The sequence below is a fragment of the Rhizobium sp. P1_E6 genome (assembly GCF_056405875.1).
Genome location: NZ_JBFUBG010000088.1, coordinates 1 through 15,187 on the forward strand (window position 1 = coordinate 1; position 15,187 = coordinate 15,187).

Annotated in this window: 18 protein-coding genes and 1 pseudogene; 8 read left to right on the top strand and 11 right to left on the bottom strand. The window is 59.0% G+C overall.

From position 1 onward, the window contains the following. Both AC1D35_RS28415 and AC1D35_RS28420 read left to right on the top strand, forming a co-directional pair. Nucleotides 1–1,440, top strand: a 1,440-nt coding sequence (locus tag AC1D35_RS28415) for an oligosaccharide flippase family protein (protein ID WP_477941256.1), incomplete at its 5' end; no start/stop codon positions are given. Between the two features lie 294 nt (nucleotides 1,441–1,734). Beyond that, nucleotides 1,735–2,127 carry a hypothetical protein gene (locus AC1D35_RS28420; RefSeq protein WP_477941257.1) on the top strand — a complete coding sequence of 131 codons (393 nt, stop codon included), beginning with the start codon at nucleotides 1,735–1,737 and terminating at the stop codon, nucleotides 2,125–2,127. A 266-nt stretch (nucleotides 2,128–2,393) separates the two neighbouring features. Here AC1D35_RS28420 and AC1D35_RS28425 read toward each other — a convergent pair whose 3' ends face one another. Further along, entirely contained in the window at nucleotides 2,394–2,768 is a 375-nt protein-coding gene (locus AC1D35_RS28425) for a GFA family protein (protein ID WP_477941259.1), read from the bottom strand. 12 nt (nucleotides 2,769–2,780) lie between these two features. Then, complete coding sequence (locus AC1D35_RS28430) at nucleotides 2,781–3,044, bottom strand: hypothetical protein (protein WP_477941261.1); 264 nt, start codon at nucleotides 3,042–3,044, stop codon at nucleotides 2,781–2,783. Nucleotides 3,045–3,354: 310 nt separating this feature from the next. Between AC1D35_RS28430 and AC1D35_RS28435 the strand changes: the two genes are divergently transcribed. Next, nucleotides 3,355–3,618, top strand: a complete 264-nt coding sequence (locus AC1D35_RS28435; protein WP_113296322.1) for a hypothetical protein — start codon at nucleotides 3,355–3,357, stop codon at nucleotides 3,616–3,618. A gap of 62 nt (nucleotides 3,619–3,680) precedes the next feature. Here AC1D35_RS28435 and AC1D35_RS28440 read toward each other — a convergent pair whose 3' ends face one another. Next, complete coding sequence (locus tag AC1D35_RS28440) at nucleotides 3,681–4,235, bottom strand: hypothetical protein (RefSeq protein ID WP_477941263.1); 555 nt, start codon at nucleotides 4,233–4,235, stop codon at nucleotides 3,681–3,683. Nucleotides 4,236–4,431: 196 nt separating this feature from the next. Here AC1D35_RS28440 and AC1D35_RS28445 point away from each other — a divergent pair, with 196 nt between their 5' ends. Then, entirely contained in the window at nucleotides 4,432–4,728 is a 297-nt protein-coding gene (locus AC1D35_RS28445) for a hypothetical protein (protein WP_477941265.1), read from the top strand. Here AC1D35_RS28445 and AC1D35_RS28450 read toward each other — a convergent pair. Beyond that, nucleotides 4,682–4,876, bottom strand: a pseudogene (locus AC1D35_RS28450) (exodeoxyribonuclease III); the annotation flags it as partial. The gene AC1D35_RS28445 and the pseudogene AC1D35_RS28450 sit on opposite strands and share 47 nt — an antisense overlap. Before the next feature lie 517 nt (nucleotides 4,877–5,393). Here AC1D35_RS28450 and rpsU point away from each other — a divergent pair. Both rpsU and AC1D35_RS28460 read left to right on the top strand, forming a co-directional pair. Continuing rightward, nucleotides 5,394–5,630: a 30S ribosomal protein S21 gene (rpsU, locus tag AC1D35_RS28455; protein ID WP_113296325.1), complete on the top strand. Its 237-nt coding sequence runs from the start codon at nucleotides 5,394–5,396 to the stop codon at nucleotides 5,628–5,630. Between the two features lie 67 nt (nucleotides 5,631–5,697). Beyond that, complete coding sequence (locus AC1D35_RS28460; RefSeq protein WP_477941267.1) at nucleotides 5,698–5,892, top strand: hypothetical protein; 195 nt, start codon at nucleotides 5,698–5,700, stop codon at nucleotides 5,890–5,892. Nucleotides 5,893–5,965: 73 nt separating this feature from the next. On the opposite strand, the gene AC1D35_RS28465 is transcribed toward AC1D35_RS28460, so the two are convergent. Together AC1D35_RS28465 and AC1D35_RS28470 are read right to left on the bottom strand one after the other, a co-directional pair. Further along, on the bottom strand, nucleotides 5,966–7,231 hold the full coding sequence (locus AC1D35_RS28465; protein ID WP_477941268.1) for an acyltransferase family protein: 1,266 nt from the start codon (nucleotides 7,229–7,231) through the stop codon (nucleotides 5,966–5,968). 195 nt (nucleotides 7,232–7,426) lie between these two features. After that, nucleotides 7,427–8,056, bottom strand: a complete 630-nt coding sequence (locus AC1D35_RS28470) for an alpha/beta hydrolase family protein (RefSeq protein WP_477941270.1) — start codon at nucleotides 8,054–8,056, stop codon at nucleotides 7,427–7,429. A 231-nt stretch (nucleotides 8,057–8,287) separates the two neighbouring features. Between AC1D35_RS28470 and AC1D35_RS28475 the strand changes: the two genes are divergently transcribed. Next, nucleotides 8,288–9,499: an ROK family transcriptional regulator gene (locus tag AC1D35_RS28475; protein WP_477941271.1), complete on the top strand. Its 1,212-nt coding sequence runs from the start codon at nucleotides 8,288–8,290 to the stop codon at nucleotides 9,497–9,499. Nucleotides 9,500–9,504: 5 nt separating this feature from the next. On the opposite strand, the gene AC1D35_RS28480 is transcribed toward AC1D35_RS28475, so the two are convergent. The 5 genes from AC1D35_RS28480 to AC1D35_RS28500 all read right to left on the bottom strand — a co-directional run bounded on the left by AC1D35_RS28480 (nucleotide 9,505) and on the right by AC1D35_RS28500 (nucleotide 14,141). After that, entirely contained in the window at nucleotides 9,505–10,512 is a 1,008-nt protein-coding gene (locus AC1D35_RS28480; protein WP_477941273.1) for an SIS domain-containing protein, read from the bottom strand. A gap of 68 nt (nucleotides 10,513–10,580) precedes the next feature. Continuing rightward, nucleotides 10,581–11,471 carry an ABC transporter substrate-binding protein gene (locus AC1D35_RS28485; RefSeq protein ID WP_477941274.1) on the bottom strand — a complete coding sequence of 297 codons (891 nt, stop codon included), beginning with the start codon at nucleotides 11,469–11,471 and terminating at the stop codon, nucleotides 10,581–10,583. A 65-nt stretch (nucleotides 11,472–11,536) separates the two neighbouring features. Continuing rightward, the gene (locus AC1D35_RS28490; protein WP_477941276.1) at nucleotides 11,537–12,325 is read right to left on the bottom strand and encodes an amino acid ABC transporter ATP-binding protein; all 789 of its coding nucleotides are present in this window, start codon (nucleotides 12,323–12,325) and stop codon (nucleotides 11,537–11,539) included. After that, nucleotides 12,322–13,188 carry an amino acid ABC transporter permease gene (locus AC1D35_RS28495; RefSeq protein ID WP_477941278.1) on the bottom strand — a complete coding sequence of 289 codons (867 nt, stop codon included), beginning with the start codon at nucleotides 13,186–13,188 and terminating at the stop codon, nucleotides 12,322–12,324. The genes AC1D35_RS28490 and AC1D35_RS28495 overlap by 4 nt, the downstream gene beginning before the upstream one ends. Beyond that, nucleotides 13,185–14,141, bottom strand: coding sequence for an N-acetylglucosamine kinase (locus tag AC1D35_RS28500; protein WP_477941280.1), 957 nt, complete (start codon nucleotides 14,139–14,141; stop codon nucleotides 13,185–13,187). The genes AC1D35_RS28495 and AC1D35_RS28500 overlap by 4 nt, the downstream gene beginning before the upstream one ends. Before the next feature lie 287 nt (nucleotides 14,142–14,428). On the opposite strand from AC1D35_RS28500, the gene minC reads away from it, so the two are divergent. After that, complete coding sequence (gene minC, locus AC1D35_RS28505) at nucleotides 14,429–15,178, top strand: septum site-determining protein MinC (protein WP_477941282.1); 750 nt, start codon at nucleotides 14,429–14,431, stop codon at nucleotides 15,176–15,178. Nucleotides 15,179–15,187 lie beyond the last annotated feature (9 nt).

The window sequence follows — 15,187 nt, forward strand, 5'->3', positions numbered from 1 at the left end:
ACATCACGGGATGCACTGTGGGTGTCGGGCGCGCGCCTGGTGAGCCAATTCTGCGGCATCGGCACGCTGCTGGTCGCCGCTCGGGTCCTCTCGCCGGCCGAGGTCGGGATCTTTGCCATGGTCTCCTCGACTGTTTTGTTGCAATCAAAGATTGCCGAAGCCGGATGGAGTGAATATCTGATCGCTGCACCGCATGATAGGGAGCTGCCTGGCACTGTTCTTTATTGCGCGCTGGTGAGCGGCCTCGCCTTCACCGTTCTCGGCTTGCTCGGGCTTGCAGTTTCCCTTGTCTGGTTGGCGCCAACCGGATCAATTTTCCTCACCCTTCTTCTGCTGATGGCTACCATCGTTCCCGGCACCTTCATCATCTGCCAGAGTGGCGTGCTCGTGAGGGGGCGACGCCTCCGGGAACTTGCCTGTTACCAGTCGACTTCGGAATTTTCGGGTCTTGTCGTGACTGCCGGAGGGTTGCTGCTCGGCTGGGGTATCGTCGCGCTCGCGGCAGGACGATGTTGCGTCGTGCTTGTTGCACTCCTTATGTCCACAAGCTTTGCGCGATGGCTTCCCCGGTTCGAATTCAAGCTTGCCACCGCCCGCGAGGCGCTCRCCTACTCCACGCGGCTGCTGGCATCGCGCCTGATGCAATTTGCGCAAAGTTATGGCGCGGAGTTCCTGATCGTGTTCTTCATCGGCGCTGCGGAAGTCGGCGTCTACAGGATGGCAAGCCGCATCGTCGGCGCCGTCACGGAACTGGTTTCCGAACCCGTGCGGATGCTGGCATGGAGCTACTTCTCGCGCCAACAGGGTGAAGCAGGTGGCGGTGTGGAGGGCCTCAGCCGCCTCACGGGACTGATCATGGCCGCGACGGCTTTTGCGGCACTTCCGGTCTTCATGGGCCTTGCCGTGATCTCGGAACAGCTCATCAGCACGCTGCTCGGCGCGCAGTGGCTCGCAGCGGCGCCGGTCCTCATCCTGCTGGCGGCTGCGCGCGGCATTGGCGTTATCCAGATGCTCAACGAGCCAGTACTCAGCATCATCGGTCGGGTCGCACTGCTGCCGCGCCTGAACATGCTGTTTACGGCAACCAGTCTCGCCTGCCTCGCGGTCGCGGGCTGGATCGGGCCGGAATTGCGCAATATCGCCGTCGCGCAAGTAGTGGCTGCGGCATTGACGACTGCCTTGTCCCTGTACTTCCTGCGGCGCGGCACGGGATTCCACTGGTCATCCTTGTTGCGTAGGATTTTCCCCGCCGGTCTGGGCGCCTGCGTCATGGTCGGTGCCGTCGGTCTGGCTCTCCATATGGCAGACGGCAGTCTGCATCTTCCCTTCGTGGATCTGTTGATGGGAGTTGCTGTCGGGGGCCTTGCCTATGCCGTCATTGCCTGGTCCAGCGGTCGCGCCTTGATGATGGAACTCAACCATGTGACGGGCGCGCGATAGCGGCACCGATGCGGCTGCCTGTTAAAGGCGAGCCTTCGTTGATCGTCTCAAGGCTCGAAAGCCGTTCCACCATGCAACTATATCTTTGCGAGGATCGACTTAATTCTCAAATGAGCGGGTGAGATCCCCCCACTCGGGCAACCATTGTTCTGTCCGGGAAACCACCTGCCGATATTCTCTAAGGCTTCGTCGGCCGTGGTGGCAACGCGGGATGTATCGGCGGGCTTCGAACTTATGACGGCTGAGTGCGTTCTCATCTTGCGATAATTGACCTGCCGAATGAGGAGGCCGCCTATGACGGACATACGCACGCACGGATTCAAGACGAAGGCCGAGCTTGACGAGCATCTTGCCGATGTCGAAGGGGCCACAGAGGCCGACGAGGGCAATTTGCCTCCGGTTGATATGGTGGAGGACGAGGAGGCCGTCGAACTTGCAAGATTGCAGGGGGAGCTGAGATTGCTGCGCAGACGCCTCGCTCTCATCCGCGAGCAGGCGAATAGCGAGATCTCGCCACACGCCCAATGGAGAGATGCGAGTGCCCATGAGCAGCTTGGAAACTATCCCTGGTTGAAGCTCGCCGGCGCTATCCTCATCACTTTCCTGGCTGCAAGACGGTTGCGGTCGCTGCCTCTTTCGGGAATGGCGACGATGCCTTTCGCCCTTTCGCGCTTCGGCCGAGCGTGATCATGCTTTCTAAGTCTAAAAAGCACAGTCAGTAGCCACCATGGGGCTGGAAGGCAGCCGGTGGTCGGTTTCGGAAATTTCGGGAAATGCCTCGCTTTGATGAACTCGAGGGAGGGCGGCTCTTTAATCCAGCGAACTGCAATTGAGAATGATTGCATCCTTGAGCCAACGAGGATGCTTCAAATCGCTATCCGACCTCGGTATCCCTTAGTCTTCCGCTAACTCAAGTTGTCATGGAGTGCCAAACCCCTGACGGCGGACAGCTATCAAATCCGATCCTGTACGAATTGCTCAGCGCCCTCGACCGGCTGCAGCCAAGGTTCTCGGCGCTTGATCCAGAGCTCATAAGTGGGCTTGAGGCCGGTCGGCGCGTCCTGAAGGGTTCCGAGTTTGATCTCGGCCTCGTCTGCGTCGTAGGCAAAGACCCTCGAACCACAGGTGGGGCAGAAGCGGCGGCCCCGATGATCTGCGGTTTCCCCGGTGGTTTTGAAGGCGGCCGTCTGCCAGATCGCGTAATAGGTAAAGGCTGCGCCGCTCTCCTGTCGGCAGTCGGTGCAATGGCAAAGCCCGATGCGCTTGGGTTCGCCCTCCACCTGATAGCGCACCTTGCCGCAATTGCAGCTACCGTGCCGTATGGTCATTTAAGGCCCTCCTTAATGTTTCACTCTGAAGGGCGGTTGATGGTTGTCGAAATTGCCGTTGCTCAAACTGTCGTAGCGATTGAGGCTCGGCTCGCCGCCTCGGGTGCCGAAGGGCGTCAGCTGCACCATCATTTCCTTGGCGCGGTCGATCGCATCTTCTTCGCTCAGCGCGGCCGCCTCGGGAAGGCGCACCGTCAGTCGTTCGCCGGCATCGCCAACGAAATCGACGTGCCAAGCCTCTTGCTGATGGGTTACCTTTGCCTCGTTTAGATGCATTGAAACCTCCCTTCGGGCTTTCCGCTGGTTTCGCTTCTCTCGCGGCGTGGAGATTCACTGTATCAACTGATATGCTGGCGATTGGTTCCGGAGCCTTCCCTCCCGCGGTTCTGCACCGACGGGTACCGGCGTAGTTCACACAAGGCTTCACTCTGCCGGCATCTGCCGAAGAACATATGGTTCTTGAGGAGCAGTGGTCGACACGGCTTCGGCTTGGGTCGCGCGTCGAGATAATCGACGCATCTATTTGCAGGCCTCTGCGTTCACTTCGAAGACCACAACTTTGTTCGAACCCTTGAAAGGAACGCACGTGAGTTTTCCAGCACCGACAAGCAATGATCCCACGCGTCGTTTTCAGGACGCGACCGATGCTGCCCGCGTTGCCCTGGAGGCGCTTATCGCCGATGCCAACGCCGCGGGTTGGGGCACGGATGAAATGGCCGTTGCGCTGGTTGAGGCGGCACGGTCTCTCAAAGACGCAAACGCCAGAGATCCAGATCCTGCCAACGATCCCCCAATCAGCGATATCGATGCGAAGCAAGGACAGATTGGACGTGGCGAGTTATTTGATTGAGCGACGACCCAGCGGTGGCTTGCAACAGGACGAGCGATTTAATCTGGCACGAGGTTGTCTCGTCAGATCCTGATCTGCAGTAGACCACCTCGGGCCACCTGTCTGCCGTGGCACCAGAACGGATGGATCATGTCACTGATGGTCAGGACATCGGCGCATGGAACAAGGGGGCACGATMCTTCGTTGGCAGCGAGCCCGACGAAGGCCAGTCTTGTCAGGGATCTCGTGCCTGCGAGCAGATCTTCGTCATCGACGCTGATGTCCACCAATAGCACTTCCGGCGCCCGCACGGAGCAATCGACTGCTTCCCGAGCGATTGTCGTCACCGACGTGCTTGCTCCGATATAGAATGCCATGATTGTATTGTTATCGAAGTCGGCGATGGCGGGAACGAGCAGATTTGCGGGCAGGGCCGTCAGCGTATCGCGTGTACTGTCAAACCGATGCCCTGACGCGTCCTCGCCTGCGAGACTGCGATTTCCCGAAAACTGGTAGAAGACCTCGCGTCGAGTCAGATATTCGACCGTCCAGCGACCGGAATGGTCTGTTGCATTTGGGGTCGCGAGCGCCTCGATCTCCGAGACGACTTCATGGAAGGTGGTGCGAGCGTCAGCCATGGCAATTCTCCTCGAGGGACAAAGGCGGCCGGGCGGTGAATGTTCCTGCCGGAAGAGAATAACTTCCGATGCTGGCGTGGCAACCGATGGCCGCAACATGACGCGGTGCTTTCGGTATGGTACCGTTGAAAGGCGCAAATAGTGCCATCATATTGACGCAGTGGGCGTTAACCTTTGAGGACGAAAGGAGATGAGCATGGCCGGACACGATAGCTACTATATCGAGATCACCACGCGTCTTCGATCGGTACGATCCTTCTGCGACTTCCTGTCGAGCGGCGGTACTGTCGGCGTTGCTCCGGCAGACGGCTCACGCTACGGCGATGTCACCACCGATCTGCTTGCAAGAACGCGCAAGGAAGCAGAGGCTCTCGATCGCATGCGTCRTCAACTTTTTCCGGAACGTGCGGACGAAGAGGTTTCGCCGGCACTCTATAATTGCGGACTCACGGGCTCCCGCCGGTCTCATAAGGCAGGTCGAGCTCAATCATGACGGGCGCATGATCGCTCCTGTGGTCCCAGCCTCGTGGATTGCGTCGGACGCCGGCAGAGGGAAGATGCCCAACGACATCGGGACTGCGAAGAACGTAATCGACCCGCGTCCCCGCGTCATGTTTGAATGAGTTTCTCCAGTATTTACAGTAGATTTGGAAGTTGCTGAGACCATCAGACGGGTGAGGCGGACCGGATAGGTTGGGTGCTCGTCTGCCATTTCGTTAGCCGTGGCGAGAAACCGGAAAAATCGCCATGTTCACCATCCCTATCATGTCCGGCTGACACGGTCCGCGCTCGGCGAAGGGAATGTGCGCGACTTCAGAAAGTTCCCGTTGCGCTGTCGTCGAGGCGGATCAGGCTACCTTGCAATGCCGGTATGCCTTTCTTATTTACCTCACATCACCGCTATCGATTGGGTAACAACCCACAGGACGACCAGGTCTCCTTTTGAAAAGGAGATGCGTGGTCTGGCCAAGATTTTCGCAAACATCGACCATTGGCTGGTTCAGCACACATTGYAGCCGCGCTGACACAGCGCGGTGGTAAAGCGTGATCTTGTGATCCGTCCATCGAGGGCTGCCTTCGATTGCGCAATTGTCGCAGAACGAATGCCGAGGATTTGCCAGGCGAGCTGCCCCACGACATCATCCGCAAGGAGAAAATATGCAAGTCATTGTCAGAGACAACAATGTTGAACAGGCGCTCCGCGCCCTGAAGAAGAAAATGCAACGCGAAGGGCTATTTCGCGAAATGAAGGAGCGTCGGGCCTATGAGAAGCCCTCTGAGCGGCGTGTCCGCGAAAAAGCCCAGGCAATTGCCCGGCAGCGCAAGGCTGCACGCAAGAAGATGCAACGCGAAGGGCTTCTGCCGACCGCAAGACGCCGCGCGTCCGCACGCTGATAATGCAGCGCCGCCGTCATATGCCGGCGGCCCTTTGTTCTGGCTCTCTGTTCTGGAAAGGCACATCATGGAAGAGTTGCGTAGTTTGACGGTTTCCGATGATCGGCTTGACGATTGCCGTGAGGCTATCGGAGCGGATCTGAAGGACCTGATCGATGCCATTGTCGCCTCCGGCTTCACCATCGAGGAAACGTTGATTGCGATCAGCGAACTGGTGGCGGAAGATTTCGCCTCCGTGATGAAGCTCCCGAGCGTTCACTGAGGCGGAAGATCGGCCAGCGGTTGCGTGCACGCCGGAATCAGGCTCTCTCAGAGGCGTTCAAGGTTCCGACTACTCAAGCGCGCGATGCGCGATCGTGAGGCGGTGCATCACGGATGGCGCCCACTTCTTCTCCATCGAGCGCGTTTTGCATTTCCTCAAGAACCCGAATGAGCTGCGACGTCGAGGACGCTGTATCGTCAGAAGGGACTGTGTCCGAAGCAATATTGGCGGGCGTTTTCTGGCCCGTTCGCGACAGCACCGGTAGCAGGCTTACGACGAGTGCGGCGAAGAACTTCTTTCGCCGTTCGGCGACTTCCGCCAGCACGAAACAAAGGATGAAGCAGACGACGAGCAGGGCCGCTGCCATCGGAATATGCTCCTCCACAGGATGCAGGAAGGACGCAAACATGAGGATGAGCGGCTGGTGGACAAGATAGAGCGTAAAGCTGCCGCCGGCCAGCCATTTGATCGCCGGGCCTGTCTTCTCGAACAGTACCGGAGCCTGGTTAAGCAGTGATGCGGCGCCGATGAGGTGCAGGACGACGGCAACGCCGATGAGATTGAAGTAGACGAAATTGATCGCTTCTTGAGACAGTGACCAAGTCTCGTACATGTTGGTCGCAGCGCGATCGGCGAAAAATTTCAAGCTGATGAAGAGCACGACCGATGCGCCGATCATTGCGATGGAGATGGGGCGCCGAAATGGCGGACGTTCGATGACGCACTTCATCGTCAACCAGCCCATGAGCCACAGCGGCATATACATCAGGATTTTTGGGCCAGCGATAGCGGCCCAAAGGCACAGCAACGGTATTTTCGCGCGCCTCGGCGAAAACGCGAACAGCCCGAAGAACAGGTAGTACTGAACTTCGAAGCCGAGCGACCAGTAAGGCTCGCCGCTGCCAAAAACGGCATGTGCAAACCACAACTGATTGGTGAAGGTCACGTAGGCGAATGAGGCTTCGACCGACACGGGAGCGAAAAATCCGGTGTTGATGAAATCATAGTAGAAGGCGTTCGTATGCATCCCGATGCTGTCTGCCACGAAAATCACCGCGATCGCCAGCAGAGCGACGGGCATTATTCGGGCGAGGCGGGCGACGAGGTATACGCGCCATTCCTTTTCGCTCACCTGCCCAACGTAACTGATGACAAATCCGGAGAGAACGAAGAAAACCGCCACTGCTTCCCGTCCCCAACCCAGAGGTCCGATCTTGATGGAGGGGAGCAGGAAAACATGCGCATGGGAGAGAAATACGACAACGGCTGCGCCCAGCCGCAGCAAATCAAGATAGATGGAAAGATTGCCGTCAATCTTCCTGGCTTCGATCGCGCCCATGACTGATTTCCCGTCGGATGACAAAGCGTATGTTCAGCTTGGAGTCGCTTTGTCAGGAACTGATTTCTGCGCTGATGCGCGAAGGCGCTATTCGATCAAGCAAACCTTTTAAAATTGTTTACTGAATAAGCTCAAATATTGAATAAGGGGCTGATATTGGAAGAAATATCTCGCATTGCGAGAGTATGTCACTCGCTACAACCGCATCGCCCAGGTGGTCGCGTATTCGGACAGCCGCCGCAGATGGTCATCGGCGGAATAGCCGGAGATCTTCTTTCGTGGCTTGAGATCGTGGTCTCCATCTTCCAGCCAGAGGAGATCGATATGATCTGAGAGCGTATAGGATTCGACTTCTTCCTTTGATCCGAAGGGATCACGCGTTCCCTGGCAGATCAAAGTGGGCGTGCGCAGGTTTTCCAGATGCGCGGTGCGAAGCTGATCCGGCCTTCCCGGTGGGTGAAACGGATATCCGAGGCAAAGCAGGCCCCGGACTTTCTTCGCCGTAAAACTCTCATCGGCGATCATGCTTGCGACACGGCCTCCCATCGACTTACCACCGATGATCAGTTTGCCGGCGTCCAGTTCGCCGATCGCGGTGCGATACTCGCCGAGGAGATGGTCGGCGCGCGGCGGAGGTTTGACCGCTCCGGTCAGGCGACGCTGCGCCATATAGGCGAACTCGAAGCGTGCTACCCTGAAACCGCCGTCTGCGAGCGCTTTCGATAGAACCGTCATCGACGCGGAATCCATCGCTCCGCCAGCGCCATGCGCAAGGAGAATTGTTAGGCTGGCTGTTTCCGGTCCCGTAATCAGAAAGCTTGTCATTATTTTCCCGCATACTCTTATTTTTGAGCTCACCCTATGGACTGCATCACTCTGTGGGTGCAGGCACGACTTTAGCAAGAACATGGCTCTTCAGTCGAATGGCAGCTCTCGATGTCTTGGCGCGTTTGAATCATAGACAAACCGACAATCGCAGGCGGCAATCCGCCTGTCATTCCTGAGATACCAATGGTAAGGGAGCCTTACGAATAATATCATTGTTCCAGGTGTCTCTTGAACACAGTTTGGCAAAAGGCCAGGATCGAAGCGCCACCGCTGACCGATAGCGCGCGGGCAGTGCTGAGAACCATCGCAGGCAGCGGTCCGGCGACCAGGCCGCAACTCAGTGCGGCCCTCATGTTCTCTAAGCCGACCATGTCTGCGGCTGTCAGCGAGCTTGAACGTTTCGATCTTCTCGCGCCCGCCGGCATCAATCGCGGCTCGGTCGGGCGCACGTCCGTTGCTTACGGGCTTGGCCCCAAAGCCGGCTTCGTTGTCGGGATCGACTGCGGCACGACACATATCAATGCCGTCGCGCGCGGTCTCGATGGCATCACCTTAGCGACTGTGGAGACGCCGCTCATCGACAAATCAGCTGATGAGCGTTTCCTTGCGGTGGAAGAAGTGATCGCCCGACTGCTTTCGCAGTTCGAGGCACAATCCATGCCGTTGCGTGCTTTGGTTATCGCGCTTCCGAATATCATTTCGGCGTCGCTCGACAGAATGCCCGGGCGCGAGGTGCTGATCCCGGTTCTGGAGCGTCTTCACGCGACCTATGGGGCACCTGTCCTGCTGGAAAACAACGTCAATTGTGCCGCGCTCGCCGAATATCACGAGGGCGCGGCAAAAGATCATTCCTTTGCGATCTACATGCAGATCGGGGTGAAGACCGGCATGGGCATCGTTCTGGACGGGCGTCTGTTTCGTGGCTTCAAKGGCGGCGCGGGTGAAATCGGCCATCTGCCATTTCCCTGGTCGGAGCGGGAGCAACCGAAATGGCAGCAAGTCGAAACTTATATGGGGTCGGCATCCCTCCTGGAGCGTACAATCGCCAGATGGCCGGCCGACGAAGGCGAGCCGCCGCAAAGTGCCAGCGAGCTTTTTGCTCGTGCGGGGCAGTCGCCGACCGCACGCGCCTTCGTCGAGCAGCATTCGCGTGACATCGGCAATCTTGCCGCTGCCTGTGTCAGTGTTCTCGATCCGCAGCTCATTGTCCTTGGTGGCGGCGTGGGGCAGAACCCACTGCTGTTGCCGGGGGTCAGGAATGTCGTGAAGGAATTGTGCTGGCCCGTCGAGGTCGTGAATGGTCGCTTGTCTAATCAGGCGACCGTGCTCGGCGCCGTGCGTCTCGCCATGGACTATGCGATGGCAAGACTGCTCGGGGAGGAGGGAAAACCCGCCTATCTCTATTCCGATGCGCAGACATCGGATCAGGTCAGCGCCTGATCTCTTTAGACGTCGCGTTTCGTGTCCGTCTGACGATAGCGGAATTCGCAGACGGGCAGGCCGGCTTCTTCCGACAATGTAGCGATGAAGAGTTGCGCCGGGAGGGCCTGCAGGATGGCATCGCCGATGCCTTCCGAAAAGGCGGGAACATGGATAACGACCAGATTGTCGGCTTCGACCACGTCCGCGCGAGCGGTCACCAGAACCGAGGGAATGCCAAAGGTGGCCAGATCCTGAGCGAGTTTGACCTCACGGCCGTTGCCGAAGAGCAGCACACCACTATCCTTGTCGTTCGGCTCCATCGGCCCATGCAGGAAGTTCAGCGTGTCCCAATCCTGGGCCGAAACGCGGGCCGCCTCGCGAATGAGCAGGGCCGCATATCCCGCCGTGCCGAGCGCAACACCGGCGCCAACGCAGTCGATGGACTTCTTGCCGGCCAGAAGTCTGGCCGCCTTGTCGGCTTGCGCCCGCGTTTGCTTGAGTACGGTTTCAGCCCTGGCCGAAATCTCGGCCCAGTTCGTGCCTGTAGGACGCCCGGCCTTGTCTGCCACAAGGGCTGCGCTTAGGAGCGAACCGAGGTAGCTCGTCGTGTTCGGGCCGCTGTCGGTGCCGCTTTCAGTGGCGATCATCTGCTTGACCACTCGCGAGATCGGCGTGCCGTCTGACTTGGCGATGCCATAGGAGTTGGCCAAGGGGCGAAGCTCCATCGCGCGCGCAGGCTCCTCACTGCGGCCGGAGGCGGAAAATGCGATATAGGCACCGCCCGCATCGATCGATGCATCATAGAGATCGGTGCCTGGCAGGGCGAAGGCCCGCAGGCCCTGTGCGCGCATCTGAGCGGCAGCCGCGACGGCAGCATAGAGGCTGGCACCGATGCCGACCAGAACTGTCGGCCCGGCTTTTATCGGCTCGACATCCAGTGTCTCAAGCCGCGTGGAGACGGTCCGGAAGCAGGTATTGAGGGCGGCTGGCTGCAGCGCGATCGCCTCGCGATAGGGCACTCTGTCTGTCATGATCATTCCCATATGTGTAGAGGTGGTGACCGGATAGATGGCTCCGGTCACCTGCTTTGGTGCATCTCTCAATCGAGCTTCATGTAGTCGGCAAAGCGGGCAGCATCATTGACGGTTACCTTGTCGAGCTTGTTTTCGCCCAGGCCCCACTTCTCGAAGATTTTGGCATAGCTTCCGTCATCGATCATCGATTGCATGGTTGCGGCAAGCGCATCGCGAAGCTCCGGGCTCTCCTTGCTGACGAGCATCGCCTGGTAGCCGACGGCATATTGAGCGCCCGTGATGAGCTCCAGTTTCTTGTTGCTTTCCGGCTGGTGCTGCAGGCTGTAGGCGGCGACACCGGTCGTATCCATGGAAAGATCGACGCGGCCGCTCTGGAGAGCGATCTTGATCTGGTCGTTCGACGGGAACTGCATGACGTTGAGCGGCCTGTCAGCCGGGCACAGGCCCTTCTGCTTGTCGAGAAGCTGAAGAGGGATCGATCCCTGGACGGCGCCGGCATTCAGACCGCAGGCATCCTTCAGCTTGTGCACGCCCTTGGGATTACCTTCGAGAACGATGATGCTGGTGCCTTCAAGCATGTAGTTGACCACATCGACGATCTTTTCGCGCTCGGCGAAATCGCCGAAAGCCGACATGCCCATGTCGAAACGGCCGGCCTGGATGCCCGGAATGATGCTGGCGAACTGCGCCGGCATGTCAGTGAACTTGACGCCGAGGCGTGCGCCCATTTCCTCGCGAAGCTCGCGCTCGAGGCCGATGATCGTCTTGTTGTCCTCGCCGTAAAAGTCATAGGGGGGCGTTTGTGGTTCGGTACCATTCTTGATCTCGCCGGCCGATTTGATCTTCTCCGGCAACATATCGTGCAGCTTCTGATCGACGCCGGCCGCAAAGGCGGTGCTGTTGGCAAGTATGGCTGCAGCTGCGATCATGATCGCCAGATTGGTCTTCCCTGTCATGTCATTCCCCTTTTCTTGATGCACGTGGAGGACGTGCGGCCTTTTGCTCTGGTGCCTGCCCGCGGTCAGTGCATCCGTCGCAAGAATGCTTGGGTTCGTTCCTGTCTCGGATTGTCGAGGACCTCGCGTGCCGGTCCCTCCTCGACGACAACGCCCTGATCCATGAAGACCACGCGGTCGGCGACCTCGCGGGCGAAGGTGAGTTCGTGAGTGACGACGATCATCGTCATGCCGTCGGAAGCAAGCTTGCGCATGACACCAAGCACTTCGCCGACAAGTTCGGGGTCGAGTGCGGAGGTGGGTTCGTCGAAGAGCATGAGCTTCGGGTTCATGGCGAGCGCCCGGGCGATTGCCACGCGCTGCTGCTGTCCTCCGGACAATTGATAGGGGTATGCGTCGCCGCGCCCCTCAAGGTCCACCATCTTCAAAAGTTTCCGAGCGTCGGTGAGCGCCTCTTCACGCGTCAGGCCGCGATTGAGGATCGGCGCCTGGGAAATGTTGGTCACGGCATCTTGATGGGCAAAGAGATTGAAGCGCTGGAACACCATGCCGATGTCACGACGCTGGACCGCCAGCTCCTTGCCACTCATTTCATGCAGCGTGCCGCCGCGCTCGCGATAGCCGATGAGCTGGCCATCGACGAGAATGCGGCCGCTCGTCATCCGCTCCAGATGGTTGATGCACCGAAGAAAGGTCGATTTGCCACTGCCAGAAGGTCCAAGCAGGCAGACGACCTCTCCTTTTTTGACCGAGAGATTGATGCCTTTGAGTACTTCGAGTGAGCCGAAAGACTTGTGGACGTCGATCGCCTCAATGATGGGCGAGGTTGGGGAGGGGGTGCTGAGGGCGCTCATCCGTTTCTCCCGTCGGCGCGCATGAGGCGAAGAGCGCTCCGCCAGAGGCCGGGCGCCTGTTGTGTCGATTTTCCGAGACGTCGCTCGATGAGGTATTGGATGGCCGACGCTACCGTCGTCATGACGAGGTACCAGATGCTTGCCACAATCAGCAGCTCGATGATCAGGAAGTTTCGCGCATAGATGTTCTGCGCGCGGGTCAACAGATCCTGGGCCGCGACGACCGAAACGAGCGAGGTTGTCTTCAGCATGGAGATCGTCTGATTGCCGATCGGCGGAATGATGACGCGAAGCGCCTGCGGAAAGATGATCCGCACCATGGATTGGGCCGGCGTATAGCCGAGTGCCTTGGCAGCTTCATGCTGGCCGCTGTCGACTGCAAGTAACCCGCCGCGAATGATCTCCGCCATATAGGCCGCCTCATTGAGGCTGAGGGCAAGCAGCGCGGCGACGAAAGCGGTCACGATCACATTGGTGTCGAGGTGAAACGAGCCGATGTCGATGCTCGGGATGAAGAGCTGGATGTTGAACCAGAAGATGATCTGGACGAGCAACGGTGTGCCGCGAAAGAACCAGATATAAAGGCTCGCAAAGCCTGATAGGACGGGGTTGGGCGAAAGCCGCATGGTTGCGAGGATCGCGCCAGCCACGATACTGATGGCCATCGACAGGACGGTAAAGAGGATTGTCAGCCTGATGCCGTCAAGGATCGTCTCGTCGAAGAGGTATTGCGGAATGGCAGACCAAGTGACGTGCCGGCTCGTGCCCACCATGAATATCAGCAGAGCGACGATGGCTATGAGAAGGGCCGCTGCTACGCGCTGCCCCCAGTTTCTCGCCGGGATGATCTTCTGTGGCGTCATGCAGCTCTCCCGTCATTGTCGTCTTTCAGCACTCCACCGGCATGCGGCAATGGCAAATCCTCAGGCAGGCCGCCGGCGTTCAGTTTCCGCGCGAGCGCGATGGCTCCGAAAACGGGCGGATCTCTCAGCAGCGTCAGCTCCATGTCGGGTAGTCGGTGGGCGAGGGCGGCTTGGAAGGCGGAAAGCAGCCGGGGCTGGTTGGTGATGACGCCGCCTCCGGTCACGACGGCGTTCTGCGGCGCACCGCGTGCGACGAGCTGCTCGACAAGCCGGGAAAGCGAAGCGCCCGCGTCGGTGATGACCTTGCCGCCGATCTTCGAGCCGCCTTCGGCCGCTTCGAAAACCAGGGGTGCGAATTGTCCGATACCGGCGGCGGTCCCGAACTCCGCAAGTGCGCGGCCGATCTCGATCGGCGAGGAGATAGACAGCGCATCAAGAAGGGTTTGACCGAGTGGATCCAGCGTGTTGCCCTCGTCAAGCGACAGGCGAACGGAACGGGCCGCTTCGCGGACCAGCCCGCTAGCACTTCCCTCGTCGCCAAGATACCAGCCCCATCCGCCGGCCGCGATCATCCGCCTCTGCCGGTCGCGAGAGACCGCTATCGACCCCGTGCCGCTGATGACCGAAATGCCGCTTGTCTTGCCGGAGGCCGGCAGCAGCAGTTCGGAATCATTGAGCACGAGAACATTGCCCGTCAGCAGCTGTGAAAGTCTCGCCTGAAGCGCAAGCCGGTCCTCATCACTGTCGCATCCGTGTGCGCCGACGACCGTTGCCGTCGGCATCGATTCGCCAGCCGTTGCGAGAATCAATGAAGCAAGAGCTCGGGCATCCGAATCGTGATCGGTCCTGCCGCGCCATTCCGTCGTCAGCACATGCTTTTCGCCAACGACGCCGCCATTTTCCTCAGTGAGGATCTGCGTCTTCGTGCCTCCGATATCAATACCAGCAATCATTTGTATCCATCCATTTGTTAGGCAACTTACCTAATTAAAATGCATGCGCAAGCGTTAATTTTGCCTGCAGCGCTGTAGCCGGCCMTGGAGGAGCGGTGAACATGGGATGGAAGGCTTTGATTTTATGAGCGAAGTTCGAGCTGAATTCGGCCAGGGGAGAGGAGTTTTAGCGGATGGGTCTCCGCCGCTCAGGGAGTCATTTTTTTGCCTCACGAGACCCGCGTTAACGATTTGTTAACCATGAAGCAGCTACTGCTTTTAAATCGAAATTAACCAAGTTTACTAACGTGTTAACTGACGCACGCTCCATTCGTATCAAAGGCAGGTCGTTTCTGGCGGTCGTGCTCACACCGGATCTGCCGTTCGAGGATTGGCTTACGCGRCTTGACGACCTCGCTGCACGCTCTGCCGGGTTCTTTCTTGGCAGGMCTGTCGTTCTCGATGTGAGCGAGCTCTCGCTCGACCGCGCCGCATTGAAAGCGATGGTTGCAGCTCTCGGCGAGCGTGGCGTGAGGGTTATGGGTATCGAAGGCGCACGGCCATCGCAGCTCGACGCCAGCATGCCGCCGGGCATGGTCGGAGGTCGCCCCGCCGCTGACGTAGAAATGCCCGCAGCTGATGCCCAGGCTGAAGCGCAGAAGCCACGCAAGGCGGAGCCTGCGGAGGTTCGTCGGGAGGTTCCTGCGCCATCGGTTGTGCGCGCTGCTCCGTCGTCGCTGGTTCTGCACGAGCCTGTGCGTTCCGGCCAGTCGATCGTGTTTCCGGAAGGCGACGTGACGGTCATCGGATCTATCGCTTCGGGAGCGGAGGTGATCGCTGGTGGTTCGATCCATGTTTATGGCGCGCTTCGCGGACGGGCGCTCGCCGGATCGATCGGCAATTCGGCGGCGCGAATTTTCTGCCGCAAACTGGAGGCCGAGCTTCTGGCGATCGACGGGATTTACAAGACGGCAGACGATCTGCCGGCAAACTTGCGCGGTCAGCCTGCGCAGTTGTGGCTTGAGGACGACGCGATCATGGCATCGCGACTGGTCTAATAGGGTGAA

Excerpts from the sequence above, each read along its gene's own strand:
- AC1D35_RS28420 (WP_477941257.1), top strand. The coding sequence starts at position 1,735 with ATGACGGACATACGCACGCACGGATTCAAGACGAAGGCCGAGCTTGAC.
- AC1D35_RS28425 (WP_477941259.1), bottom strand. The coding sequence starts at position 2,768 with ATGACCATACGGCACGGTAGCTGCAATTGCGGCAAGGTGCGCTATCAG.
- AC1D35_RS28430 (WP_477941261.1), bottom strand. The coding sequence starts at position 3,044 with ATGCATCTAAACGAGGCAAAGGTAACCCATCAGCAAGAGGCTTGGCAC.
- rpsU (WP_113296325.1), top strand. The coding sequence starts at position 5,394 with ATGCAAGTCATTGTCAGAGACAACAATGTTGAACAGGCGCTCCGCGCC.
- AC1D35_RS28460 (WP_477941267.1), top strand. The coding sequence starts at position 5,698 with ATGGAAGAGTTGCGTAGTTTGACGGTTTCCGATGATCGGCTTGACGAT.
- AC1D35_RS28465 (WP_477941268.1), bottom strand. The coding sequence starts at position 7,231 with ATGGGCGCGATCGAAGCCAGGAAGATTGACGGCAATCTTTCCATCTAT.
- AC1D35_RS28470 (WP_477941270.1), bottom strand. The coding sequence starts at position 8,056 with ATGACAAGCTTTCTGATTACGGGACCGGAAACAGCCAGCCTAACAATT.
- AC1D35_RS28480 (WP_477941273.1), bottom strand. The coding sequence starts at position 10,512 with ATGACAGACAGAGTGCCCTATCGCGAGGCGATCGCGCTGCAGCCAGCC.
- AC1D35_RS28485 (WP_477941274.1), bottom strand. The coding sequence starts at position 11,471 with ATGACAGGGAAGACCAATCTGGCGATCATGATCGCAGCTGCAGCCATA.
- AC1D35_RS28490 (WP_477941276.1), bottom strand. The coding sequence starts at position 12,325 with ATGAGCGCCCTCAGCACCCCCTCCCCAACCTCGCCCATCATTGAGGCG.
- AC1D35_RS28495 (WP_477941278.1), bottom strand. The coding sequence starts at position 13,188 with ATGACGCCACAGAAGATCATCCCGGCGAGAAACTGGGGGCAGCGCGTA.
- AC1D35_RS28500 (WP_477941280.1), bottom strand. The coding sequence starts at position 14,141 with ATGATTGCTGGTATTGATATCGGAGGCACGAAGACGCAGATCCTCACT.